Source organism: Candidatus Erwinia haradaeae, from assembly GCF_900698855.1.
Taxonomy (GTDB): Bacteria; Pseudomonadota; Gammaproteobacteria; order Enterobacterales; family Enterobacteriaceae; genus Erwinia_E; species Erwinia_E haradaeae_F.
Window position 1 is genome coordinate 63,529 of sequence record NZ_LR217698.1, and the last position, 26,778, is coordinate 90,306.

The 26,778-nt window shown below is 29.1% G+C and carries 14 protein-coding genes and 1 tRNA gene; 6 read left to right on the forward strand and 9 right to left on the reverse strand.

The features are described 5' to 3' along the window. Window positions 1–599: 599 nt before the first annotated feature. Together HACICURT3053_RS00205 and HACICURT3053_RS00210 are read right to left on the reverse strand one after the other, a co-directional pair. Window positions 600–1,601 (reverse strand): zinc-binding alcohol dehydrogenase family protein, encoded by a 1,002-nt coding sequence (locus HACICURT3053_RS00205; protein ID WP_157992282.1) that lies wholly within the window; start codon window positions 1,599–1,601, stop codon window positions 600–602. A 288-nt stretch (window positions 1,602–1,889) separates the two neighbouring features. Continuing rightward, window positions 1,890–2,906, reverse strand: a complete 1,017-nt coding sequence (locus HACICURT3053_RS00210; protein WP_157991767.1) for an AI-2E family transporter — start codon at window positions 2,904–2,906, stop codon at window positions 1,890–1,892. Window positions 2,907–3,925: 1,019 nt separating this feature from the next. Between HACICURT3053_RS00210 and HACICURT3053_RS00215 the strand changes: the two genes are divergently transcribed. Then, window positions 3,926–5,647 carry a potassium/proton antiporter gene (locus HACICURT3053_RS00215; RefSeq protein ID WP_157991768.1) on the forward strand — a complete coding sequence of 574 codons (1,722 nt, stop codon included), beginning with the start codon at window positions 3,926–3,928 and terminating at the stop codon, window positions 5,645–5,647. Window positions 5,648–6,017: 370 nt separating this feature from the next. Here HACICURT3053_RS00215 and dut read toward each other — a convergent pair whose 3' ends face one another. The 3 genes from dut to HACICURT3053_RS00230 form a co-directional block, all read right to left on the reverse strand. Beyond that, on the reverse strand, window positions 6,018–6,473 hold the full coding sequence (gene dut / locus HACICURT3053_RS00220) for a dUTP diphosphatase (protein ID WP_232037558.1): 456 nt from the start codon (window positions 6,471–6,473) through the stop codon (window positions 6,018–6,020). Window positions 6,474–6,753: 280 nt separating this feature from the next. Next, window positions 6,754–9,609 (reverse strand): valine--tRNA ligase, encoded by a 2,856-nt coding sequence (locus HACICURT3053_RS00225; protein ID WP_157991770.1) that lies wholly within the window; start codon window positions 9,607–9,609, stop codon window positions 6,754–6,756. Between the two features lie 165 nt (window positions 9,610–9,774). After that, window positions 9,775–9,859 (reverse strand) — tRNA-Leu (locus tag HACICURT3053_RS00230). A gap of 1,332 nt (window positions 9,860–11,191) precedes the next feature. Here HACICURT3053_RS00230 and fieF point away from each other — a divergent pair. Both fieF and pfkA read left to right on the forward strand, forming a co-directional pair. After that, complete coding sequence (gene fieF, locus HACICURT3053_RS00235; RefSeq protein ID WP_157992283.1) at window positions 11,192–12,094, forward strand: CDF family cation-efflux transporter FieF; 903 nt, start codon at window positions 11,192–11,194, stop codon at window positions 12,092–12,094. A 327-nt stretch (window positions 12,095–12,421) separates the two neighbouring features. After that, a complete protein-coding gene (pfkA, locus tag HACICURT3053_RS00240; protein ID WP_157991771.1) occupies window positions 12,422–13,384 on the forward strand; it encodes a 6-phosphofructokinase in 963 nt (320 codons plus the stop codon). 864 nt (window positions 13,385–14,248) lie between these two features. Here pfkA and cysE read toward each other — a convergent pair. The 4 genes from cysE to tusA form a co-directional block, all read right to left on the reverse strand. Continuing rightward, a complete protein-coding gene (gene cysE, locus HACICURT3053_RS00245) occupies window positions 14,249–15,070 on the reverse strand; it encodes a serine O-acetyltransferase (protein WP_157991772.1) in 822 nt (273 codons plus the stop codon). Window positions 15,071–15,131: 61 nt separating this feature from the next. Then, entirely contained in the window at window positions 15,132–16,151 is a 1,020-nt protein-coding gene (gene gpsA / locus HACICURT3053_RS00250; RefSeq protein WP_157991773.1) for an NAD(P)H-dependent glycerol-3-phosphate dehydrogenase, read from the reverse strand. A 13-nt stretch (window positions 16,152–16,164) separates the two neighbouring features. Further along, window positions 16,165–16,611: a protein-export chaperone SecB gene (secB, locus tag HACICURT3053_RS00255; RefSeq protein WP_157991774.1), complete on the reverse strand. Its 447-nt coding sequence runs from the start codon at window positions 16,609–16,611 to the stop codon at window positions 16,165–16,167. 4,595 nt (window positions 16,612–21,206) lie between these two features. Next, window positions 21,207–21,455 (reverse strand): sulfurtransferase TusA, encoded by a 249-nt coding sequence (tusA, locus tag HACICURT3053_RS00260; RefSeq protein ID WP_157991775.1) that lies wholly within the window; start codon window positions 21,453–21,455, stop codon window positions 21,207–21,209. A 303-nt stretch (window positions 21,456–21,758) separates the two neighbouring features. Between tusA and bamE the strand changes: the two genes are divergently transcribed. From bamE to purC, 3 genes are all read left to right on the forward strand, one after another. Continuing rightward, window positions 21,759–22,115 carry an outer membrane protein assembly factor BamE gene (gene bamE, locus HACICURT3053_RS00265; protein ID WP_157991776.1) on the forward strand — a complete coding sequence of 119 codons (357 nt, stop codon included), beginning with the start codon at window positions 21,759–21,761 and terminating at the stop codon, window positions 22,113–22,115. 770 nt (window positions 22,116–22,885) lie between these two features. Next, the gene (dapA, locus tag HACICURT3053_RS00270) at window positions 22,886–23,764 is read left to right on the forward strand and encodes a 4-hydroxy-tetrahydrodipicolinate synthase (RefSeq protein ID WP_157991777.1); all 879 of its coding nucleotides are present in this window, start codon (window positions 22,886–22,888) and stop codon (window positions 23,762–23,764) included. 1,888 nt (window positions 23,765–25,652) lie between these two features. Continuing rightward, a complete protein-coding gene (purC, locus tag HACICURT3053_RS00275) occupies window positions 25,653–26,366 on the forward strand; it encodes a phosphoribosylaminoimidazolesuccinocarboxamide synthase (protein ID WP_157992284.1) in 714 nt (237 codons plus the stop codon). The last annotated feature ends 412 nt before the right edge of the window (window positions 26,367–26,778 follow it).

The following is a 26,778-nucleotide window of genomic DNA, read 5'->3' on the forward strand; positions in this document are numbered from 1 at the left end:
CTAATTTAAGTAAGATGAGCTATATTCTGTTATGTCTTTGAGTGGTATGTTTTAGAGCATATTCTATTTCGCTAATAATAATGTATATGTTATGCAACTTGGTGTTTTTTATAAAATTAATTGTAATCTATGTTTTTTATTAAAATGTCATTTAGTTATTAAATTTAGAATAGTCTAAATGATAATAAAATAAGAAAATATAAAAAAATTTCATATTTAATAAATTATTCATTTATTTAAGCAAGTATTTATTATGATTATAATGAGTTATTTTATATAAGAGAATTTTTTATTAGCTTATTATGTTTATTATTTATAATTTTATTGGTTTGAAGATTTGTGGCTATATTTTGATGATCACAAAAATTGATCTATCTCTAAGAGATAGAAGTAAATTTATAGTTATTAATAAATACAATTTTAATCTATTTTAAAGATTTATATCTAGATACTTTATTTTTAAATAAAATAGTTTATTTTAAATTAGTGTAAGAAGTTGTTGATTTCAACTTAAGCGGATTTTTAAAAAAAATTATAGTTTTTCTTGAAAATATTATTCCCTTAGGTTGAAATCGTGATTTACAGTGGAAGATTATAGTTTAATATACGATGCCTATTTTGCCGCACACATGACCGTTTTGTATTAATTGGTGTGCATATAAGAGATTTTCTATATTTAATCCATATAGAGTTGTATTTAGTGAAGAGGTTAGTTTTTTTTCGTCTAAATTTTTTGAGATCATATTAAGAATATCTCCTTGAGAAGGAAGATCTAAAGTAGTAAAAAGGCTTCGAGTATAGATAAATTCAAAATGTAATGCTGCGCTTTTTAGTTTAAGCACTGACAAATCTAGAGGGTGATTATTGGATACGATAGTGCAAATTTGACCTTGAGGAGAAATAATTTCACTAATTGCAGACCAGTGAGTGTCGATATCGTTTAAGCAAAAAATATAGTCCACATACTTTAGTCCATGGATTTTTAGTTCTACCGGCATATTTGTATAGTTAATAACTAAGTCAGCTCCGCGATTGAGACACCATTTTAGCGACTCTTCACGTGAAGAAGTAGCGATCACTTGTACTTTGCTGTAGAGTTTTGCTAATGGAATAGCTAGTGAGCCTACTCCACCCGCTCCGCCAATAATAAGTAATGTTTTATTTTGATCACTATAATTAATATGTAGACGATCAAATAAACCTTCCCATGCTGTTAAGGCTGTTAAGGGGATTACAGCTGCTTCTTCCCAGTTGAGTGTTTTTGGTTTATGGCCGGTAATGCGTGAATCTACTAATTGAAACGTGGCATTGCTTCCAGAACGGTTTAATTCACCAGCGTAGAATACATGATCACCTGGTTTAAAATGTTTTACTTGATCTCCTATAGTTAAAACAATACCGCTTGCATCCCAACCAAGTATACGTGGGTATTTCAGACTGTTTTTTTGAGATTCTTGACGGATTTTAAGATCAATTGGATTTACGGAGATAGCTTTAACTTCTACTAAAAGATCATGTGGATTCAGATTAAGTGTAGGTTTTTGTATTTTAATAAACTGATTTGGATGCTTTGGATCAATAGCAATGGCTTTATATTTCATTGGCTTAACTTGAATATGTTTAGACATAAGGGTAACTTTTACATTTTAATATTATTATGATATTTATTTCTTGTGTCAAAATATTTAAAAATTTAAATAACTCTCTATTTAGTCAGAGTATTTAGCTGATTGAACACGTTAATACATTATATGTATAAAACTAAACTTTGATATTGATATCAATATTCTATAAAAATTTTTTAGAAAATCGTTTATAGGTTTATGATCAAGAATAGAATACATGAGTTCTATTAGGTGGTATAAATGACATAGTCATATGTAGATATTTTATATTAAATGACTATTACGTAATTCAGCTTTAAGATAAGCATAATAAATTGGAGCTGCGATTACACCAGATACGCCAAAAGTCGATTCAAGAATGAGCATAGCCAATAGAATTTCCCAAGTTTCAGCATTAATACGACTGCTAAAAATTTGTGCATTAATAAAGTATTCTAATTTATGAATAAGTATAAGGTAAGTTAGGGAAATGATTCCAGCTTCTAGGGAGATAGAAAGTCCGATTAGCACAATTGCAGTATTAGAGATTAAATTTCCAATTATTGGCAACAATCCAGAGAAAAAAGTTAACACTACAATAGTTTTAGAAAAGGGAAAATGTAGTAAAAATATAGGAAGTACAGCAAAAAGAAAGATTCCTGTTAATACGGTATTAACTAATGAGACTTTAATTTGCGCGAAGATTACATTATGAAATGCTTTGCTTAAAATGCGTAATCTATTAAGTATTGCAGAGCTTAATGGCGCATTAGGGCGTTGAATGCTGTCATTACGCAGGGAAATGATTGCTCCTAGCACCATTCCTATTAACATAGTAGCAAAGATGTGTGCTGTATTTGTACCAAAAGTTTGCGTAACGAGATTTTTGCGCAACCATTCTGCAACCTGTGCTTGTAAGTCATTAATATCTAAAGGTAGATAACGGGCTATAATAGGGGAAAGTGTATGTTTGGCATCTTCTAGAAGTTTGTTAGCAGTAAGATGAAAGGAAGCAAGATTTTGGAAATCATGCAATAGAAAGGTAATGAGTTTGGTAATCCCTGCGACTAATGTCAATATGACCAACATGCTTAGAAACATAATGCTGATCCATCGAGCAATCGGGCCTTTAACTAATCGTTCAATTATAGGAGTTAGAGCTAGAATAGTTTCATATACAATAAAACCAGATAAAAAACAGGGTAGTAAATGTAATGGAAAGATAGAAAATAGTGCCGTAAATATTAGAAGAAAGCTAGTGATTTGACAAATTCTAACATGATCTGAGCATTTTATTGCCATTATTAATCCTGCCTAAAAGAGCAATACTGAGTATATAAATAGCATGTATAGTGTATTGTTTTGTACATAATATTAATAAGGTTATAGATGGCACGGCTTTTTATTTTCAAGAATACATGTAACAATCAGTATTTAGAGGGGAGCTGTGCTTAATATGATTATATAATAAAAGAGGTTTGAGTATTATATTTCTTTTATATGATTATTGTATTAAATGTCGTTTTTCGATCTATTTTAATGACATTTTATATAGATTCATAATAATATTTAGAGGAGTATGATCTTAGTTTAAAGATTACGTAGTTTGTTTCAAGAAGTCATCAGATGTCTATGTAAGTATAATTATTTTTCTAGTTAGATTTGAACTGTAGAATACAGTTTAGAGCTAAGTAGCTTTTATGTGGAGAAGACTAATAACACAAGAAGCGTTGATAGCTTAAGAAGTTCTTGTTATGGAGTCAGCATAAGAGGGCTAGTTATTATTCAGATACCTACATATATTTATTGTGTTTTATCATTATTTTTTTATTTATTTTGTAATATTTGTAAGAAAAGACGCAGATGATTGGATAGTTTTTTAAAAGTTCTATGTTTTAAATTGAGTTAAAAGACATATTATATCATTATGAATCACGCATGTTATTAATAATTTTTAAATGCTTATGTCGAGTAATGTATTAAAAGACTGAATTAAATATTTGATTTTAGATTTTTTATTAAAAAGATAAGTATTTTGATTTTTATATGAGTAAAGATTAACTATCAGTTATTGATACAAAATTATTAGATTTTATTTTTTTATATAATATGAAGGTTTCCCCTTTTATTTCCTAAAAATAATTTAGGTTCTAGGTTTTTAGTACAATGATAATCTAAGAACTTTAGTGATCCAGTTGGTTTATTTTTTTCTTTTCTCTTATTATTTTTTAGTTCTGAATATAAGATATTAGGGAAATTTATAATTTAAACAATATATGAAATATTAAACAACTATTCGATTTTAACTGGAGAGGTATCTATTGGAATCCAGAGCAATTTATAGTCTTTTTATTATAGGTTCAGTGTTAGTAGCTGCAAGTATTTTGCTAAGTTCATTATCGTCAAGACTTGGTATTCCTATTCTTGTTATTTTTCTTTTTATTGGGATGCTGGCCGGAACAGATGGTATCGGAGGTATTGCATTTGATAATTATCCAGCAGCTTACCTTATTAGTAATTTAGCTTTAGCTGTCATTTTGTTAGATGGAGGAATGCGAACACGGGCTAGTTCTTTTCGAGTAGCTTTAGGACCAGCTCTTTCATTGGCAACCATTGGTGTATTGATTACTGCAGGGGTAACTGGTATAGCTGCTTCATGGCTTTTTGGTCTTAATTTGTTAAATGGTTTTTTAGTTGGAGCTATTATTGGTTCTACAGATGCTGCGGCAGTGTTTTCACTTTTAGGCGGAAAAGGTCTGAATGAAAGAGTTAGTGCCACACTAGAAATCGAATCAGGAAGTAACGATCCTATGGCTGTGTTTTTAACTATAACTCTTATTGAGATGTTGCAGAATGGGCAAACCACATTGAGTTGGATGTTCGTATTGCACCTTATTCAGCAATTTGGATTAGGTATTTTTTTGGGATTAGGCGGGGGATGGTCTTTAGTTCAGATTATTAATCGAGTTTCTTTGGCTAGTGGTCTTTATCCACTTTTGGCAGTAAGTGCTGGAATTTTTGTTTTTGCGCTTACCACAACTTTAGAAGGTAGCGGTATTCTTGCAGTTTATTTGTGTGGATTTATTCTTGGAAATTGTCCGATTCGTAATCGTCATGGCATACTTCAGGTTTTTGATGGTATGGCTTGGTTAAGTCAAATTGGCATGTTTCTTGTATTAGGTTTATTAGTTAATCCTCGTGATCTTTGGCATATAGCTATACCTGCTACACTATTATCTCTTTGTCTTATTTTGTTTGCTCGACCTCTTTCAATTATTTTTTGTTTATCACCTTTTCGTGGTTTTAATATTCGTGAACGAATGTTTATTAGCTGGGTTGGATTAAGGGGCGCATTGCCAATTATTCTTGCAGTTTTTCCTATGATGGCTGGTCTACCTAAGGCGGCATTATTTTTTAATATTGCTTTTTTTGTTGTTTTAGTTTCACTAATGGTGCAGGGTACATCTTTAAGTTGGGCTGCGCGTAGAGCGCGGGTCATCGTACCACCTTTAGCATCTCCTATTTCTAGGATTGGGCTAGATATTCATCCTGAAAGTTTATGGGAACAGATCATATATCAATTGAGTGCAGATAACTGGTGCATCGGTGTTGCTTTACGTAATTTATGCATGCCTTATGATACTCGCATTGCAGCACTTTTTCGTAATAATCGCTTGCTTCATCCTTCTGGTAGTACATGTCTTAAAGAAAATGATGTACTATGTGTAATTGGTCGTGAGCGTGATCTTGCTGCTCTTGGTAAGTTATTTAGTCAATCACCTCCGATTTCATTAGATCAGAGATTTTTTGGTGACTTCATTTTGGAAGCAAATGCTAGACTGCAGGATGTTGCAAAAATTTATGGAATTGTACTAGATCATGAGACAGATACTGAGCAAACACTTGGTGATATGGTTTCTGGTATTATTGGTGCCGCTCCTGTTGTTGGGGATCAGATTGAGTGGAAAGATATGATTTGGACAGTTGCAGAGAAATCAGATAATGAAATTCTTAAGATTGGTGTTCGGGTTCAAGTAGAGTAATTTATTCTATGATCTGTTAAAGTTTTATGAAGATTTTTCGACATTATTAAATATTGATATATCTATCTCATTTTAAGAGATTAGAAAGATAACACTATATTAGATGTATACATTGTTCTTAATATTCAATGTTCTATAGAATTTTTCGGTAACAGGTTTTATCATTACTTTCAGTACAATATTCATTTGATGTATGTCATATTATTATCTGAATGTTATATAAAAAGTGTTCTTTTTCTATATCTTCTAGAAGAAGATAATTTTTAAAAGTATGATTTATACAGAATAAGTTGATGAGTATTAAATATTGATCAGTCATTTAATTCTAAAGAGGCTAATTAATAGATTTTAATTTTTCGGAACATGACTGTTAGCGACCAGAGTGACCAAAATTACCTGTTCCTCGGTCACTTTTTTGGAAATCCTGAACTAGATTAAATTCTACTTGTACAATAGGAAGAAAGACAATTTGAGCAATACGATCTCCTGGTTCAATTGCAAAAGGCTTAGTACCTCGATTCCATAGCGAGACCATCAGCTCTCCGTGGTAATCAGAGTCAATTAACCCTACTAAATTACCTAGAACAATACCATGAGCATGGCCAAGTCCAGATCTTGGTAATATTATAGCTGCTAGTTTAGGATTTGAAATATGCAATGCTATACCTGTTGGTATTAAAGTGGTACTACCAGCCTGTAGTACCATGGAATGTTCAATGCATGCCATTAAGTCAAGACCAGCTGAACCATTAGTAGCGTAAAATGGAAGAGAAAACTTTTTATTTATCTGTAAATTTAAAATTTTAATATCTATTTTTTCCATGATCTTAGTTCGTAACTCTGTCTATGAAAAGGGAGGTGATAAAATATAGTTTTTCTATGATTATAGAATTTGGTGATTGTAGAAAAATTGATTGAATAATGTGATTTATAGTTTTATTTAATTATATATTTCTGCGGATATTTTCTTTTTTATAATTTATATTAATGAATATTGATTATAGTTGTATTATATAGGCGTTTTGTCTATATGAGGTTTAATTTTAATGATGTAGTCTTATACGAAGACAAAATTACATTAAAGGCATAAGCTATATAATTTTATTTTATAATGATAACATCATCATTTGTTTGTTAATTAGTCGATCTTTTTCTATTTCTAATTCTCGTAAGCGCTTTTGCTCTTGTGATATAATTAAAGATGGAGCATGAGTTATAAATCCTTTATTTTTTAATTTAGAATTTATTTTTTTTATAGTTATCTCGAGTTTGATAATATCTTTTTTGAGGTTTTCTATTTCAATCGAATAATCTGTGGTATGGTGATTGAATATGAGTAGCTCAGCATCATTGATAAGTTTACTGTAGGTTTTTGATGTGTCTTCACCTTCTTTTAAAAGGGTAAGTTTATCTAGACGTGATAGGTTTTTTAGTAGTAGAAGATTTTGATTTATACGACGAAAAACATCTTGATTTTGGCTTCGAATAAGAAGATTTAATGATTTATCTGGAGAAAGATTAACTATTTTACGAAGATCTCGTGTTGCGATAATAGCTTCTTTTACCCATTCAATATCTTTTATAGCTACTTCGTTGATTAATTTCGTAGAGAACTGGGGTATTGGTTGCAACATTAGAGTTGCATCGCTAATATTACGTATGATTTTAATTCGTTGCCAGATGTTTTCAGTTATAAATGGAATAACTGGGTGTGCTAAGCGAAGCAGGGATTCTAGTATGTAAACTAGTGTATTTCGAGTCCCTCGCAACTCCGTTTCAGAGCCATGATTGAGTATGACTTTAGTAAATTCTAAATACCAGTTACAAAACTGGTGCCATGTGAATGTATGTAATATATTAGCCACTAAATCAAAGCGATAGTTTTCCATTGCATTGTGATAGGCTTTTACTGTATTATTAAATTTACTAAGAATCCAAATGTCTGGATTTGATAATATCATGTCGCTTTTATTAAAGCCACAATCTTTGTCTACAGTATTCATTAAGACAAATCGACTTCCATTCCATAATTTATTACAAAAGTGTCGATAACCTTCTAAGCGCTTCATGTCCCAGTGAATATCACGACCAGTAGACGTTAAGGCTGCTAATGTAAATCGTAATGCATCGGCGCCATATGGTTTAATACCATGTGGAAATTGCTTTTGAGTTATCGTACGAATTTTATCTATTATTTTGGGTTTATATATTTTTTCTGTACGTTTTTTTATCATTTCGTTTAAAGAAATGCCATCAATCATTTCTAGTGGATCAATAACATTACCTTTAGATTTAGACATTTTTTTTCCATTTTCATCACGTATTAGTCCGGTGATATAAATGGTTTTAAACGGTACTTCTGGCATCCCTTTAGAGTTTTTAACACAATACATGGTGAGCATGATCATTCTAGCAATCCAGAAAAATATAATATCGAATCCACTTACTAGGATGCTGGTTGGGTGGAAGGTCTGAAGGTCTGCAGTAGAAAGAGGCCACCCTAAGCTGGAAAAGGTCCAAAGGCTTGAGGAAAACCAAGTATCTAATACGTCTTCTTCTTGGGTGAGGTCGATTTCTGAGCTAAGATTATTTTCTCTTCGAGCCTCTTGTTCGCTGCGGGCGACATAGTAATTGCCATGTTGGTCGTACCACGCTGGGATTCTATGTCCCCACCATAATTGGCGCGAAATACACCAGTCTTCAATATTTTGCATCCAAGCGAAATACATGTTTTCATATTGTTTGGGAACAAATCTGATCTTTTCACTTTTTACAGCTTCTACTGCTATTTTGGCTAATGGTTTTGTATGTACATACCACTGTTCGGTAAGAATAGGTTCAATTACTACACCGCTGCGTTCGCTATGCGGAATCGTAAGATGATGTGGTTTAATCTCATCTATTAATCCAAGGCTATCTAAAGCCTTAAGAATTTCTTTACGAGCTAACTTGCATTCTAATCCACGAAATTCCAATGGAATTATTGGATCGTAAATATTAGATTTTTTACCTTCTGTATCAAAAACTTGAGCATGGTCGCGCACTTTTCCATCTAATGTTAAGATATTAAGCATTGGCAATTTATGACGAGATCCGACACTGTAGTCGTTGAAATCATGGCCTGGGGTAATTTTTACACAACCAGTGCCTTTTTTTTGATCTGCATGCATGTCGGAAATGATTGGAATGCGACGGTTAACAATTGGTACAATAAGAAATTTGCCAATTAAGTCTTGATAGCGTTGATCCGAAGGATTGACAGCCACTGCAGTATCGCCTAATATTGTTTCTGGTCGTGTAGTGGTAATAGTTATGTATCTTTGACCACAATTAGTTGTAATTCCGTCCGAGAGCATGTATCGGATATACCATATAAAGCCTTTTTTTTCTATATTTTCTATCTCTAAATCAGAGATAGCAGTCTGTAATTTTGTATCCCAATTAACTAAGCGTTTACGGCGATAAATCAATTTATCTTTGTATAAGCGAACGAAGACTTCTTTGACAGCAGATGATGAACCTTTATCCATAGTAAATCGTTCGCGTTCCCAATCTACTGAGTTACCTAATCGACGCATTTGTTGGGATATGGAAAAACTAGCTTGTTTTTTCCACTCCCAGATTTTTTTAACAAAGGCATCGCGTCCATACTCTTGAAAGTTTTTTCCTTCCTCTTCTGAAATCATGTTTCCTACGATTATTTGTGTAGCGATTCCGGCATGATCGGTTCCTGTTTGCCAGAGGGTATTTTTCCCTTGCATTCGTTGGTATCGGATCATTATATCCATAATGGTTTGTTGGAAGGCGTGTCCCATATGCAATACGCCAGTAATATTTGGCGGTGGCATTATAATACAGAAGTTTTCTTGCGTAATATCGCCATGTGGTTTGAAATAACCTTGTTTTTCCCAAAATTCATATATAGGTTGTTCAATATCTTTTGGGTTGTATGTTTTATCCATATTCTTTTTTTACGAAAGTATTTAATTGATTTAGATTAGGAAATATAGTAATTGATAATATCAAGGATATGAACAGTACTGATTTATTTTTAGTTTGATTAATGATTAATATTGTGGTTTATTGCTTGTATTCGATTTTACGTTCTTCTTGATGAGATGATGTGATGGTGCCGAAGGCCGGATTTGAACCGGCATGCCTTTCAGCGGTTGATTTTGAATCAACTGCGTCTGCCAATTTCGCCACTTCGGCATATAAGGGTAATTCAAGCAATGATTCTAATAATATAATAATATAATTTATTTATTATAGATGCAACTTTCTTTAAAAGTAATATTGTATGAGTTGTTAACTCATATTTAAATTTTTATTTAGAAACATTATATCTTTATTTTGTGTCAGTTAAAATTATATAGCAATATTATTGCTGTTATCATGATATTTTTTTGATTAAACATTAATTAGGATGAAATTTTGTAGTGATAATTTATTATGGTTAGAAGTTTTTTTAGAAACAGCGCTTTGATTGACTTAATAAATTACCTAGTATTTTTCTCTATATTTTCAATTATAAAGATGGAGCGATTGGAGTTTTACTGTACGGATGTCTATTAATTGAGGTTCTACGAATTTTTCGTTCAGAAAGGTGGTTTTCATAGAAGACCGGCGCATAGAGTTTTATCTACTTATCTGTAATTTATAAATAAGATAGAGGTAGTTTTTTTAGACTTATTATATAATAAAGGTGTAGATTAAGAATAGAATAGTAATTACCAGTAAATCTATGTAGATATCATCAGAGATGATTGAGTTATCTTTCATTAAAGATAACTGAGTAAGTCTATTTAATAGTATTTTATTTTTTTATTAAATTAAGTTATTTAAGTGTAAATTATAATATAGTTTTATAGAAATAGTCATCTAATCTATTCTTTTTGGTTTATTTATTGTAATATCTAATTATAATTATTCATTAGGTGAGTTTTGGCATAGTGTTGGTTATTAGAGTTTATTAATTATAGATACTTTTTATTTTTTATTTCGATTAAAGTCTCTATTAGATCGTCTACTACACTTACCAAGAGATTGTTTGTGAATATATTTAATTATTGTTTTTAAATTATATTCAAAATTATTTTGATTTTGTTAGTATCTTGATTATTGTTTTTATTTTTTAGAACACGAAGGTTATTCTTAAGTATATTAATCATAATTATGTTAGATAGTTGAATGATGTTATTTATATTTATCTTTAAAACATATTAAAGAATTTGTATTGTTTTTTTATTTTTTTTATATACATCATATTAATGATATATTAAGTTGATTTAAATCGATAATTAGACAATTAACGGATTAAATTAAATAATCCATGTAGTTTTATAGGGTTTGTAGAAATGATTTCAGATGTGAGTTTTTGATTGAAAATAGCTCCTCTAATACTTAGATTGATTATATAAAAATTTAATGATATTTAAAATATTTTTTTAATAAAGTTAAACGTTTTGTTCTTTTATAAGATATTTATCTGTATGTAGACTATTGTATAATACAATAAACAGGTTTAACTGGATGGTAGCTGTTATGAGCGCCAAATACGTACGGCAGGTTTTTTCAGCGGCTATAGCGGGTATGGTTCTTTCTTTTCTGTTATTGTTTATTAAACTTTATGCCTGGTGGCATACTGAATCTATGTGTATGCTAGCAGCTCTAGTGGACTCGTTAGTTGATGTTATTGCTTCAATGACTAACCTTCTAATTATACGGTACGCCGTTCAGCCTCCTGACGCTAAACATGCTTTTGGTCATGGTAAGGCTGAATCTCTTGCGGTTCTCGCTCAAAGTATGTTGATCTCTGGTTCTGCGCTTTTTCTTTTTCTCTCTGGATTACGTAATCTTACATCACCTCAAGAACTAAAAGCACCGTTAGTAGAGGTGCTTGTTATTTTAATAGCATTGTTTTCTACACTAGCGTTAGTTATGTTTCAGCGTTGGGTTATACGACGGACTGAGAGTCAAGCTATTCGTGCAGATATGCTGCATTATCAGTCGGATATAGTAATGAATGGTGTGATTTTGCTAGCAATAACGTTCAGTTGGTATGGATTTTACCGAGCAGATGCGTTTTGTGCATTATATGTTGGAATATGGATTTTATATTCTGCTTTGTGCATGGCTTATGAGGCTATACAAGTTTTACTTGATCGATCTTTACCTCCTAGAGAACACCAGCTTATCATTGATATGATTTCAGTATGGCCAGGTATACGTGGGGCACATGACATTCGTACTCGTCAGTCGGGACCCACGCGGTTTATTCAACTCCATTTAGAAATGGATGACCAATTATCGTTATGTGAGGCTCATAAGATAGTTAATCAAATTGAAAAGGCGTTACTTGATATCTTTCCAAGTTCTGATGTTCTTATTCATCAGGATCCTCGTTCTGTGGTAGATAAAGAGCGTCAAGGTACATTTGGGAAATAAAAGATTCTATGTAATAAAATTATCCTAAGAATTAGGATACAAAGTTATGCTATGTTAATAAATTATTATGGAAAAACGAGTAGATCTTAAGAAAGAAAATTGAGCATTACTACGACCGTAGTAATGAACTTGATGTATCCAGTGATGCAGGAAATTAAATATAATAAAAAGATTATACTGATTAATCGGTAAATATTATTTAGTTTGATTAATTACTTTTTATTAATTTATTAGTTTTTTTATTAATTTTATATTTATAGCTTTTATATAAATATTATCTTGATTGTTTATTGTTTATGAGTGTTATTAATATTCTATGAGGTTTTCATGATTAATAAGATAGGTATCTTAACTAGTGGTGGAGATGCCCCAGGAATGAATGCAGCTATTCGCGGCGTGGTTCGCACTGCCTTGAGTGCAGGTCTTGAAATTTTTGGGATTTATGATGGGTATTTAGGATTATATCAAGACAGGATGGTGACTCTTGATCGCTATAGTGTATCAGATATGATTAATCGTGGTGGTACATTTTTAGGTTCTGCTCGTTTTCCAGAATTTTGTTCCAAGGAAGTTCGTGGTGTTGCTATTGAGAATATGAAACAACGTGGTATTGATGCTCTAGTGGTGATTGGTGGTGATGGATCATATATTGGTGCTAAGTCCTTAACTGAAATGGGGTTTCCTTGCATTACTTTGCCAGGAACTATTGATAATGATGTAGCTGGAACAGATTATACTATTGGTTATTTCACTGCTTTGGAAACAGTGGTAGAGGCTATGGATCGTTTACGTGATACATCTTCTTCGCATCAGCGAATTTCAATTGTTGAAGTAATGGGACGCCACTGCGGTGATCTTACCTTAGCAGCTGCAATTGCAGGTGGATGTGAATTCATTGTTTTACCAGAAACACTGAATACTCGTGAAGATCTTGTACATGAAATACAAGCTGGGATTGCTAAAGGTAAAAAGCATGCGATTGTAGCAATTACTGAACATCTCTGTGATATAAATATACTAGCAGGATACATTGCACAAAAAACTAAGCGTGATACACGTGTGACCGTTTTGGGGCATATTCAGAGAGGTGGGGCTCCGGTAGCTTATGATCGTATACTTGCGTCGAGAATGGGTGCATATGCAACCGAGTTGTTATTAGAAGGTTTCGGTGGGTGTTGTGTAGGTATTCAAAATGAAAAGATGGTGCATCATAATATTATTGATGCTATTGAAAATATGAAGCGTCCCTTTAAGCGTGATTGGTTAGAGACTGCTAAAAAATTATATTAAAATTGATGGTACCGATGATCTTCTATATTAAGCTAGGTGGTTTGGAGAGGGCTCTATGAGATGTGATTAGTTAGATATTTGCATTATTTTTAAGAAAAAAGGGGTATCTATAATAGCTGGAGTATCTTGGTTACTTATTTCTCTAATTAATGAAAGCACTTTAGGATTCCATTTATATTCATAAATTAAAGTCCATCTTAACTGTAAGAGATTTTTTAGAAATTCCTAAAGATAGGAAGTAATTTTTATTGCAAAGATGGTTTTATAGATATTAGGAAGATAATAAGTATACCTTCTTTTAAAGATATTAATATTTTTAAAGTTAAACTTTATATTGTATTATTTTTAGTAAATAAGGTTTTTAATAAAAATAGCTATGGATTTAAAAAAGATTAGCCTAGTGATTGTTCATTGAGTCATAATAGGATTATGTATGAGCTACGGGAAATAGATATAAGATTGAAATATTAATGTTATACTTATATTATCTTAACTAGACAATGGGTATATGTTTTATAGTTTATAAGAAATACATAATTCAATCTGTCTTAAGTTGATAGGTTTTTCTATATAGTAATATTAGATTATATTAATTTATAGCACAAGAAGAGCTATAAAAGGAATTTTTAATATAGAAAGAGAGTTAATTAGAATAATAGAATACGCATTCTGTAGTTAGTTTTTGGTCATTTTGTTATTCCCTCTTAAGAAAGAGGGAATTGAAAAGGTTCTATAATAATTATTACGAATTTTGTCTTAGTACTAAGTATTTTATTTATTTATTTAAAGAAGATTAGGTAATTAGTGAGGGGTATAAAACAGTATTTTATATTCACACGATCTAAATTTTATAAGAGATATTTCTTAAATTTCATCGCCATATTCAAAGCCTGATCTTTTTCCACTAAAGCGTTGATCCATCTCCATTAATGGCATATTGTTATTTGGTTTTTTAACAATGTTTGCTGGAACACCGGCAACTGTCGTATGAGGAGGAACTGGTTGTAAGACCACGGATCCAGCTCCTATTTTAGCTCCAGACCCTACCTCAATATTACCAAGAATTTTAGCGCCAGCTCCAATCATAACTCCTTCACGGATTTTTGGGTGACGATTACCGCTTGTTTTACCAGTTCCGCCAAGAGTGACTGATTGGAGAATTGAGACATTGTCTTCAATCACTGCTGTTTCGCCTATAACAGTGCCAGTAGCGTGATCTAGCATTACCCCACGTCCAATTTGTGCTGCAGGATGGATATCGACAGAAAATATGACTGAAATAGCATTCTGTAGATAGATAGCAAGAGCTTTACGATTTTTTCTCCATAACCAGTGGGTAATACGATAGATCTGTAAAGCATGAAATCCTTTTAAATACAGTATTGGCGTAGAATATTTGTCGACAGTTGGATCACGATTACGCACTGCATAGATATCGTATGCTGCAGAAGTGATCATTGTTGGATCTTCTTCGTAAGCATTTTTAATTATTTCTTGCATAGATACTTCTGATATAGAAGTGTTTGAAATTTTATTAGTAAGAATATAGGTCAAGGCATTTTCAAGATGATCGTGCTTTAAAAGCATGGCGTGATAAAAACTGACTAACATTGGCTCACATTCAGATAGTTGGTGTGCCTCTATTCTGATGTGACGCCAAATGTTTTCAGGTTTTATGCATGTCATTACTATGTTCTCCTTACACAAAATTATTATATTATTCATGAATCGTGTGTTTAATTATATTTTATTTACTGTGATATTCATTTTTTCTTTGTCTTGTTAGTAAACAATATGCGGCTTCTTTGACATTTTTACCACAATATAGAACTTGGTAAATTTGTTCCGTGATCGGCATTTCAACGTTGTGGCGTAAAGCCAGTGTTTTTACTTCTTTAGTGGTGTGCCATCCTTCAATAAGTTGACCGATAGATTTTATAGCGTATTCCACGCTTTTACCGGTGCCTAGCATGGTTCCAAATCGTCGGTTACGCGACTGATTATCTGTGCACGTAAGAACCAAATCACCTAGTCCAGACATGCCCGTAAACGTAGAAGGATTAGCATTTAGCGCTGTACCCATGCGACTCATTTCTGCTAACCCACGAGTTATAAGAGCGGTTCGGGTGTTAGAGCCGAAGCCGATGCCATCAGAGATGCCAGCTCCAATAGCAATAATATTTTTAATTGCACCACCCAGTTGTACACCGATTAAATCAGTATTTTTATATACCCGTAAGTTCGCGCCGCAATGCAAAATTTGTTGAAGTTCTGAAGCAAAAGAATGATCTGTTGCGGCCAAGGTAATTGCGGTTGGCATACCTTCTGCCATTTCTTTAGCAAAAGTCGGTCCTGATATGACAGCTAAAGGGATTTTATCACCAAGTATTTCATGTGCTACGTCTTGTAGCAGTCTTCCAGTTCCTTTTTCTAATCCTTTAGTAGCCCATGCTAAACGAGAATCAGAACGAAGGTGGGGTTTTACATATTGTAAGACTTCGCCAAAAACATAGCTTGGTACTACTAAAAGTAGATTTCGGCTAGCTTTTATCGTTTTTTTAATATCTTTTTCAATGATTAAATTAGGTGGAAAAGGTGTATGAGGAAGGATGTTATGATGAAAACGGTTGATTTGTAAACGATCTTGATGAGATTGATTACGTCCCCATAATAGCACTTTATAGCCGTTACGAGCTAAGGTAATCGCTAATGCGGTGCCGTAACAACCAGAGCCTATAATGCTCATCACAGCATTAGAGTTATGCATCATCTTCCTTAGGTTATGTAGTGTGGTTTGTCTGATGAAGAGATTCTATGAATAGTTTCTCAAAGTTTATTGGCCCAAGATTCAGAGGGGGCAATGTTCCACGTAATATTAAATTTGCAATGCATTCACTTGCATAGGGATGTATAATATTTTGGCAAGATACAGAGAGGGTATATGCCATTTGATCATCTTCAATGTTCTCTATAAAAAAAATTCCTGCTTGTTGTACTTCACAGAGGAATGCAGTATTGCTACCAATAGTTGCATTTACGGTTATTCGTAGTAAGACTTCATATGTTTTATCAGATAATTGACTTGAGCTCGTTTCAATATTCATTTTAACTTCGGGTTCCCAACTTTGTTGGAATATCTGTGGTGTATGAGGTGCCTCAAAAGAGACATCTTTAGTATAAATTCGTTGAATTTGAAAAGATATTTCAGAAGTGTTTTTTTCTAACATAACATATAACTCTAATAGTTAATACTTCGTTATAAAACTATAATGTAGTGTATACTACGTAATAGCTTGTATGTGTGTAGTTTTTTAGATTTGTTTTTATTAGAATAAATTAATGATATTTTAAGTCATAAAATAACTCACTTTATAATAGTACATTCTGATAGATATGATTATTATAGTACATTTAATTTAGTTACTGTCTTTTTCTTCATTCTTATTTTGTCATTTTTAACTAGTAGTAGAAAGGTGTGTTATTTTAATACATGATGATTAAAGATGTATTTTGTCTTATTTATTAGTGACTTAAAGTAATTATTTTGAAGAAAGGCAACATTATATTACTTCAAATTTAGATTTAAAATTTTTTAGTCTTCTTTAATTCTTAATTATTAATATTGAATTAACCATGTAATTATTTAATATTATGGATATTTTATATAGTATATTTAGAATAGTTGTTTCTTATTGGAACTGGAATGAATGCTATTTTTTTTACATTTAGTCTGGATTGATTGACTAAATGTACAACCTCTTTTTTGGTCTATTCTTATTTTTATAGAGAAAATTAATTAGATTTAGAACTTTTATAACAAACTGTCTATTTGTCTGGGTCTTAAATTCTTTATAGTTTGAATAATGAGTAATGATGATTGAGATCAATATGGTATTGTTATATATGTCAACAAGGTTATTTATATTAATGATCAAGATTTTATTTTTAATTCTTTTTAACATTTTGAAAGTTAACGTTATTTATTACTATAGTTTAATTAAGTTAAGTTAAAGTAATAGAAAAAAGTGATCTAGATGTAAATATTAAGTAATGTTTAAATAATCAATGTTTCTGAATGAAGAATTAGATAGTTAAGTCATAAAAAATATGTTGATAATTTATATTATAACAAAATTAACTTTAGGATGAAATCTCGTTTATTTAAGGGAGTCGACTTAGGATTTTTAATTAGGTTTTTTTATTTTGATTTGATATTGACCGCATATGTTATGGTTGTATTTTTTAGAGAAATTTAGCAGATGAATTTTAATATATTTTAGATTATTAAAGTATGAAAATATTGCACGTCTTTAAGCGTGCACACTTAAAAATCTTATCGATTGATAATCGAATAAGACATGTTACTTAATTCTTCTCAGTTAAGATCATGATTATTTAGATGAGAAGAGTTTTAAGGTATTTGATAAGAAGGGTATTTTGAGATACAGATATACAAAAAAATTTCTGAAATAAATTTATTATTGCATAACCTTAATAAGATCTAACATTTTTTTAAAATAATCAATAACTTATAGAAATTTATTTTAATATTTATTAGATTTAAAATTCTAGAATTTAGTGCTTATAGTGATTTGTATTATTGCGTACAATACAGTAATGTTTTATTGACTGTTGGTCTTTTATTTTTTATTATTTATTTTTTATAATTTACTATATAATACTGAACATAAATAGTTTTCAGGATGATTTTTAGAATTTTTATTTCAATTAACTAGTAAACACCTATGGTTTCGATGTTGTACAAATATTAGTTTGGTTTTTTTTCATAATTTTGTTCTCATGAAAAGATATCAAATTTTCTTTTTTATAAGTTGATTAATATCTATAGTCTATTTATTATTTATTGTCATTTTATATATCAACTTGATGGATTAGATAAGGAATGAAAATTAATATCTTACATATATTAATATAAATAGATAAGTTATTAGATAGCATATAAAATATTTATTAATGATAGAAAGCGAGATTTACTGAAAATAATTTCAGATATGGAATCTTAGATATAGCATTTATGTTTCATAATAATCTTATGGCAAAATTATTCTATGAATATTTTCGTATATTTTTTGGTCTAAAAAGACAAAAATGAAAATTTAATCTTTTTTTCAAAAAACCCAAAATTAGATTCTTAATGCTTGATTAAGACGGGTTCAATATATCAATATTTGGTATAGTTGAGAATTTCTATATTATACAATTTCTATTGTATTCATTTATAATATGATAAAGTTTAATTTAATTAGCATAATGAATTTTTAAAAGATGCTGGATGATCAAGAAGTATATTTGATTTTATTATTTTATTTTATTTTTTTATTTTGAAGTATTTTTAGGTTTAGGTTTTAATTTTTAACTCTTTAAAAAGAAGCTATCATTATGATATTAATCTAGGTGTTTATTATATGTGATGTATTCATCTTTAATATATGGAATAGAGAAAATAAAATGCGCAGGTTTTTATCAGGATAATCAATTTTGGATATTATAAATTTTTATGTCATCAACCTTAATCTTCTCACAGAGAATTCTGCAAACAGGAAAATATTTTATACAGAAAAAGAGAATAATTTTATTTTTTTAATTTTTGAATTTTTTATTATTATTTAATTCTATAAAAGTAGAAACTTGATCTAGTTCAATCAATTATTTTTGGTCTAAACAACTAATGATGTTTGTATTTATAATTTTAAAATTTTGGTAAAATTATATTTTTTTATTTTTCGACTTTCTTAGAAGAGATTTATTATACAGATAATAGTCTAGAGTCCTAATCATTTAGTTATAGTTTTGGTGTACTAGTATTTACTGTTTAAATAGGTAGTATTTTTGATATAAGTATTATTTCTATGATATGTTCAAAGTTATTTGAAAAGGAAACTCATATATCTTGACGTATTTATTTTTGAAAATAATTTTTTTATTCAGATGCATTAGTAAAATGAAAAGGATAATTGTGATAATTTATGGCGTGAGTTAGTATTTCATAAGACCGTATTGAGATATATTGAATTAGATAAGATTATTTTTATAAGATAAAATCTATGAGTATTTTTATACATCATACATGAAGAGATAAAGAGAACGTAATAAATTTTCCTATCTATTTTTCTTAATTTTTATAAAAAGAAATTAGAAGAATATGTACATTGATTATAGATTAAGGAAATATTTTTTATTTTTTACTAATATTAGTATTAGAAAATATATATTATAAATTTGTTTAGATCTGAGGTTGGTGTTTTTTTAGTTTTTTACTATATCGATTATATGATGATATAGTCATAAAGATTGATTTTTCTAATTTTCGCTAGGAAATAATTTAAATTATTAAATCTTTAAAAAAGATTATATCAATAATTGAAGTATATATTCAAGTAACTTCAGATATATTATTTTTATATTTACTACTGGTTTAGTTTGATTTATATCAGTCTATTTTTATGAAGAAAGTGTAAATTAAATTTAATTAAATATATCATATTTTCAAATATCAAAGCTAACTATTAATTTTATTCTTCTTAGTGGTTATAAGATTTATATGTATTAATATTTTATTGTCGGTGTAATTTTATGTCGAAGGGGTTTTTTGTAAAGAGATGGGTTTTATTATTGTGAATATATATTTGAAACAAATGTATCTAGCATATTTACATATTTACAAATTTAAAATTATCATCTTCTGATGAGAAGATGAGAAGAATGTATAATGATTTTGATAGTTTAGATGGGTTGGTAATCGATTGTTATAATTTCATTTCTTTTTTTGGTTCTATTATTTTTTTTATTTATCTCCTTGGAGGGCGTTTAGTACTATAGCTTAGTAAAAGGTTTTATAGCATAGTATTAATAGACTGAATTGTTAGGTGATTAATTTGTCTAGGTTTTTATGTAGAAGGTGAATGATAATAGATTTGATGATATTTAATTAATTTTGTTATATGACTTTATAAAAAATAACTTTAGATTCATAAAGTCTTGTATTTTTTAAGAATTAGGTAGTGATTTTTTGTTGTTATAACCATATATTTATGACATCATTTTTTATAGGACTTTCTTTCTGTGGTTTTATACAAATATATTAAAATATTATGATTAAGATGTATAATTAGGGAGATCAGAAGAGGGTGAGATAATTTGAATTTACTGGGTTTTGGTATTTTTATTTTATCATAATCAATTAGTATACATGCTGATTTTGTCAAGTGCATTATATTGGTATGATTTGACATTGTATTAATAGGTTATCATATGAAATAAAATAACTAGTCTAGGTATTTATGGTACTAAGTACAAAGATTTTTATATACTTATTTAGTAAAATGTTATAAAAATTTTTATTTTATTTAGTTTTTTATTTTTTTATAAAAAGACTTTTCTACTATAAATATAGTATATAAATTCAAAAATAATATTTAATTAGAATTAAATGAATGACTCTTTTTTACAAAAAGGTAAATTGTACTATTATTTTTGAATCAATTTTATTTTTAAGTAAAAATTAATTATCTTTAGAATATTTATAATTTAATATTTATATTTTATTTTATAAATTATTTGTTTATTTTTTATAGTTTTTAAATGTAATCTATGTTGGTATAAGTATATTTAATTTTCATTTCTTTGAGATCTATTTTTCCTGTTTTTGATATATAGTTTCTTGTTTAAATAAGAATCTGCATAATATTGCATAGAAATAAAAATCTCAATATGCTTTTCTTTAAAAGAAAGACAAAGATTATTAATATATTGTTATTGATCTAACGTACATGCATGTTATCTAATAAAATAGGTTATTATTTTATGCTAATCCCTTTTTTATGAGATATTGATATGGTAAGTTTTTAGTTTTTTTAAATATAAGAATATGCCCCATAAAGCGACAAAAGTTAGGTATGTCTCGGGTTGTTGATGGATCGTCAGAGAGAATGAGCAGAGTTTCACCGTCTTCTATATTCCGAATAGCTTGGCGAATCATCATAATTGGCTCTGGACAGCGAAATCCTTGAGTATCAATAGTTTTTTTAATAGAGTCATAAAAGTTATGCATGATTTTTTTCTTTAGTTTTTTAGAAGAATAGATTGCATTGTTTGTCGAGTACCGCTTGATTAAATTTTAAATTTGGAATCATAGATATATATTTTGGATTTCGATCTTACTCTATATTTAAATATAGATCATAAAGAAAATAGTGAATTTATGTTTATATTAAAATTATATCGTGCAAATATGTATTTAAGTTTATGTCATTATGAATTTATATGTATACTGACAATTAGACTCAACACTATGAATACTTGGATTCATAGTTTTGAGGAAATAAAATGTCTAGATTACAGGGAATAAAAATTTATGCTACGTTATAAATCTTGGATTGCTCCAATATTATTATTAATAATTAGCTCTAGTTGCTCTACTATAGATCAAGTGCTATACAGGAACAATCTGAATCAAGGAGACTGCCTAACAACTGCAAGCATTGAAAAAATTCGTATTGGTATGACTAAACAGCAGATTTCTTATTTATTAGGGAGGCCTATGATTCATAATTCATCCCAAAGTAATATTTGGCATTATGTTTGTAGGAGAGAATCGCGGTATCAGACTATGAATCAACAAGTTTTAACTTTGACTTTTAATCAAAATGATATCTTGATGGATATAGAGAGTAAGGAATTTAGATTGATTAAAGGAGACAGTTGCAAATAAAATTTGAGATTTTTATATGACTGTATTGATTTTTATCATATTAGACCTTTTAGAATGTGAATTATGTAATATTATTTTTTTATATTATATGATTTTAGGTATTGTAGATTGCTAGAGATTGTATAGAGATTTTATAAAAAGTATTTTACTTTCATCATTAATTTTTAATTAATAAATTTTAAAAGTATTATTTTATTTATTCCTTATGTTAGAGGAACAAGAATGGTAATAAGATGTAAGAGAGTTTTTACCAAAGATATTGATATGATCAATTATAGTCAGAAGATATTTTAAAATTTACTTAAGTTGCAATAATCGAAGCTCATTTATTTTTATGATACAACAGGAACAAGAAAAGGAGGCTACATATAAAGATTTTCTATTAGAAAAGTTATAATATAGAGTTTTCTATAATTATAATATTCATACATGTTTGATGAATTGTTTGTATTTTAACTTGAGAAACATGTTAATTCAATAAGTTATAATATTGAATTATAATTATATTTGAAATCTACATTTCATAGGATTAGCGTTGAGCTTTAGGAATATATTTTTTATGATTGAGTAAAATTTATTATGTGTTTGAAATACTTAAAGAGTCAACAAAGGGGTGTATTATTGAGTAATATACTAAAAGAAATATTCTTATAAATGAATTATGTATCAATAATACACTAAGATTAGTGGAATGAATAAATACGATTGTTATTTTGATTTTTTTATATAAAAATTATAGTTTTTGTGTTTTTATGCAGGGGTTATATGTGATGTTTGAAGGTAGTATAGTTGCATTAATTACGCCAATGAATAGACGAGGTAAGATTTGCCGTATTAGTTTAAAAAGATTAATTGATTATCATATTAAAAGTGGTACATCAGCCATAGTTATTTCTGGTACTACAGGGGAATCGGCTACTTTAACTGATAAAGAGCGTTACAATGTCATTCTTCTTACTTTAGAGCTAGCAGATAATCGTATTCCAGTGATTGCTGGAACTGGATCTTGTTCAACTTCTAAAGGTATAATTTTCACTCAAAGTCTTGAAAATACTGGTTTATCCGGCTGTCTGACTATAACTCCGTACTATAATTGTCCAACGCAAGAAGGTCTTTACCATCATTTTAGAGAAATTGCTATTAGTACTAATTTACCTCAAATTTTATATAACATTCCTTCGAGGACCGGAACAGATCTACTACCAGTTACTATTCAAAGATTGGCTCAAATTAAAAATATAATCGGAATTAAAGAAGCTACTGGAGATTTATCAAGAGTAAGTCAACTAAAGTCTCTTATTAAATCTGATTTTATTTTATTAAGTGGTCACGATCCTACTGCACTAGATTTTATGCAGTTAGGTGGACATGGTGTGGTTTCTGTCACTTCTAATATTGCAGCTTATGAGATGTTTCATCTGTGTGATTTAGCAAAGAAAAATAAATTTTTACAAGCCCGATCCTTAAATGATCGGTTAGATTGTCTTTATCGGAAATTATTTATTGAACCCAATCCTATTCCAGTTAAGTGGGCTGCAAAACGATTGGGCTTAATAGAAACTGATGTGTTACGACTTCCGATGACGCCCCTAACGCAATCAAGTTGTATTGCTCTTGAGAGAGCATTACAGACAATTGGTCTCCTTTAAGTTGAAGCTGATATATTATATTATTTATAGAGGATAAAAATTAATGTATATTAGTAAAACTGGTTGATATTTATATAATTTTCTTATTTGTTATTTTAAATAAAAATTTATAATATATTAATATATTCGTAATTAAACTTACAAAAGACACTTCTTCTAGAGGTGCTTGTTAATAAGGTTAGTATTAGCTAGACAGGACCATTATATTGATATTTTTATTTCTATTGTTGATTGACTAATAATCATATTAGACAATGCAACTTTTATATTTATTTTATATTTAGTTAAAGAGGGAGTATAAAGTGATAATCGATTGTTGACAAATTAGCGTTTTAATGATGATTAAATCACATAATTATATTTAGTAATAAAGCTTAATTTTTTAAAAAAACCTTTTTATTCCTAATTATAATATTTTTTAAAATTTTTATTTTATCTATATTTATAGGACAGATTTAATGATTTTCTTTTTTTGAGATTAAATCTAATTTGTTTAAAAAAATTAAAAACATAAGGACTATGTTGATTATTTTGTTGTTATTCAAGGATATGGACAAGAGAGCAAGTGAGTTACGAGTATCGTTAGTTTTAGTTTTGAGGGATATAAAAATGTTGGCGTTCCATCTGTGTTAATGTTTGTGTGAGATGCGGTTTTGGTTGAGATTTATAATTTTAAAAGATTTATAAATAAATATTTATATAAATAGTTTGTTTAGTTTTTTTTGATTTATTGGATTAAAAATTTTTGGAATTATGTTAAATTAATTTTATCTGTATTGCTACAGATTTGACATTAAATATTTTTTGTATACACATCTATGATAGATTGTGACAATATTGTTACTAAGGCTTTTTTTAAAAATTTGATATAGAAGATTTTTTTCATAAATATTACTGATAATTACATTGATAACATATAATTTATATGTTTAGTCTAGTTGTGAAAATCAATGCATGATTTGTGAATAATTGATTTCTTCTTGCTAGAAGAAGCATTTATGTTTCGGATTTTTAATCCGAATGTTATGGTTTGATGATAAGTATGATTGAGAATTTTACGTATGAGGGGGTTTTGATTCCAGGATTAAAAAGAGGTTTCTTAGAATAGGAAAGCTATAATTTTAAGAAAAATTACTTATTTTGAATAAGTAGAGATATTTGGTATGTGTTTATTTAGAGATTTTATTAATTTTTGATAAAAAGGATATTTGTAGTTAAAATTAGCATACATTTTAATATGGATGGTATTGGAATAATATGAATGCCCAAAAGACGGTTGAATAGATCAATGATATTAATGAAGGCTTATTCATTTAAGAAATAGATGATTAGTTTGTTGTTTTATGGAAATTTATATATATTATATATGTAAAATGAAGATATAAGATGTAGAAAATTTATAATGGGTAGTATGTATTAATAAATGAAGTAAATTGATTTTTTTGTAAGCAAGACCTGTTAGTTAAATTAAGATCATGTTATTTAACTAATACTGAAATAATTTTTATTTAATAATTTATGATTATCATTTGATTTTCAGTAATACTTTCATTTTATTTTTTTACAAATTGTATTTTTGACCTTTTACCTTGAGAAACAGAATATTTGTTTTTCATATTGTACTGATAGATTTTAGAAAAGATCTGGGTTTCTATGTTTTATTATATGAAGTTATCCAGTTTTTTGGGTTTTAATTTTTTTAATATCAGTGCAGAGTAAACCGATTGATTATTTTAATATTGTTTGTAAATTAAGTTAAGATAGATTTTTTCGCGTTTCTATATGAAGTTCTTTATAGAGCGCAATTATTGATTAGAATATTTCAGAGGGAATGAAGACGTAATACAATACTAGCCATTATCATTTTACTTATAGGTCAGTATATATGATACAAAAGAAATATGAGTTATATCGGGGCAAAGTCAAAACCTTATATAGTACTAATGATCCGGATTTATTGGTGATTGAATTTCGTGATGCAGTCTCTGCACTAGATGGTAAACGTATTGAATATTTTAAACGTAAGGGTTTGATTAACAATAAATTAAATTATTTTATTATGTCAATGTTAGAGAAATCTGGGATATCAACTCACGTACAATCTCTTTATTCTCACAATGAGGTTGTCGTAAAAAATCTAGATATGATTCCTCTAGAATGTGTTATACGTAATCGCTCCGCTGGATCTTTAGTACAACGGTTGGGAGTGGTAGAAGGAAGAGTTCTAGATCCTCCAATTTTTGAGATTTTTTTAAAAAATGATTCTAAGCACGATCCATTGGTTAATGAGTCTCATTGTCAGACTTTGAATTTGGTGGATATGAATCATCTTGTTTGCATGCGCGGCTTATCTTTTAAGATAAATGATTTTCTGTACAGATTGTTTGATAGTTTAGATTTAATTTTAGTAGATTTTAAATTAGAGTTTGGTCTTTTTGATGGGAAAGTAGTATTAGGTGATGAATTTTCACCTGATAGCGCGCGTCTTTGGGATAGGGATACGCTAAATAAAATGGATAAGGACATATATAGGTGTGGTTTACCTGGTTTAATTGATGCCTATGAGGATCTAGCGGATCGCTTAGGTGTAATATTGGATTAAGATTTATATAGGCTATTCTTTTTCTTGTCGATGGTTTTCTTTTAGATTTTATTGGTAATTGAAAATTCTGTTCGATATTATTCTTTTGATGATTTTAATTGATAAAAATAGAGATCCTATTCGTAGGATACTGAAATAATTTTAATATTTTACCTAGAAATATAATAAAAGATTGTTATATATTTAGATTGATACTGAATTTTTAAGAATTCATCTCAACAATTAAGTGAAGGGGATGCTGGGGGGTTAAATAGAAAGCATGGTTGACAAAAAATAATAATAAAATGTAGTGTCATATACTAGTAGTGTCTGTTATTGATGATTGATTGATCGTTAGAGTTAATAAATAAGAGTGATTTTGATCTAATGATCAAAATTCGTTAATAATATGTTTTTAATTATAGTTATGCAT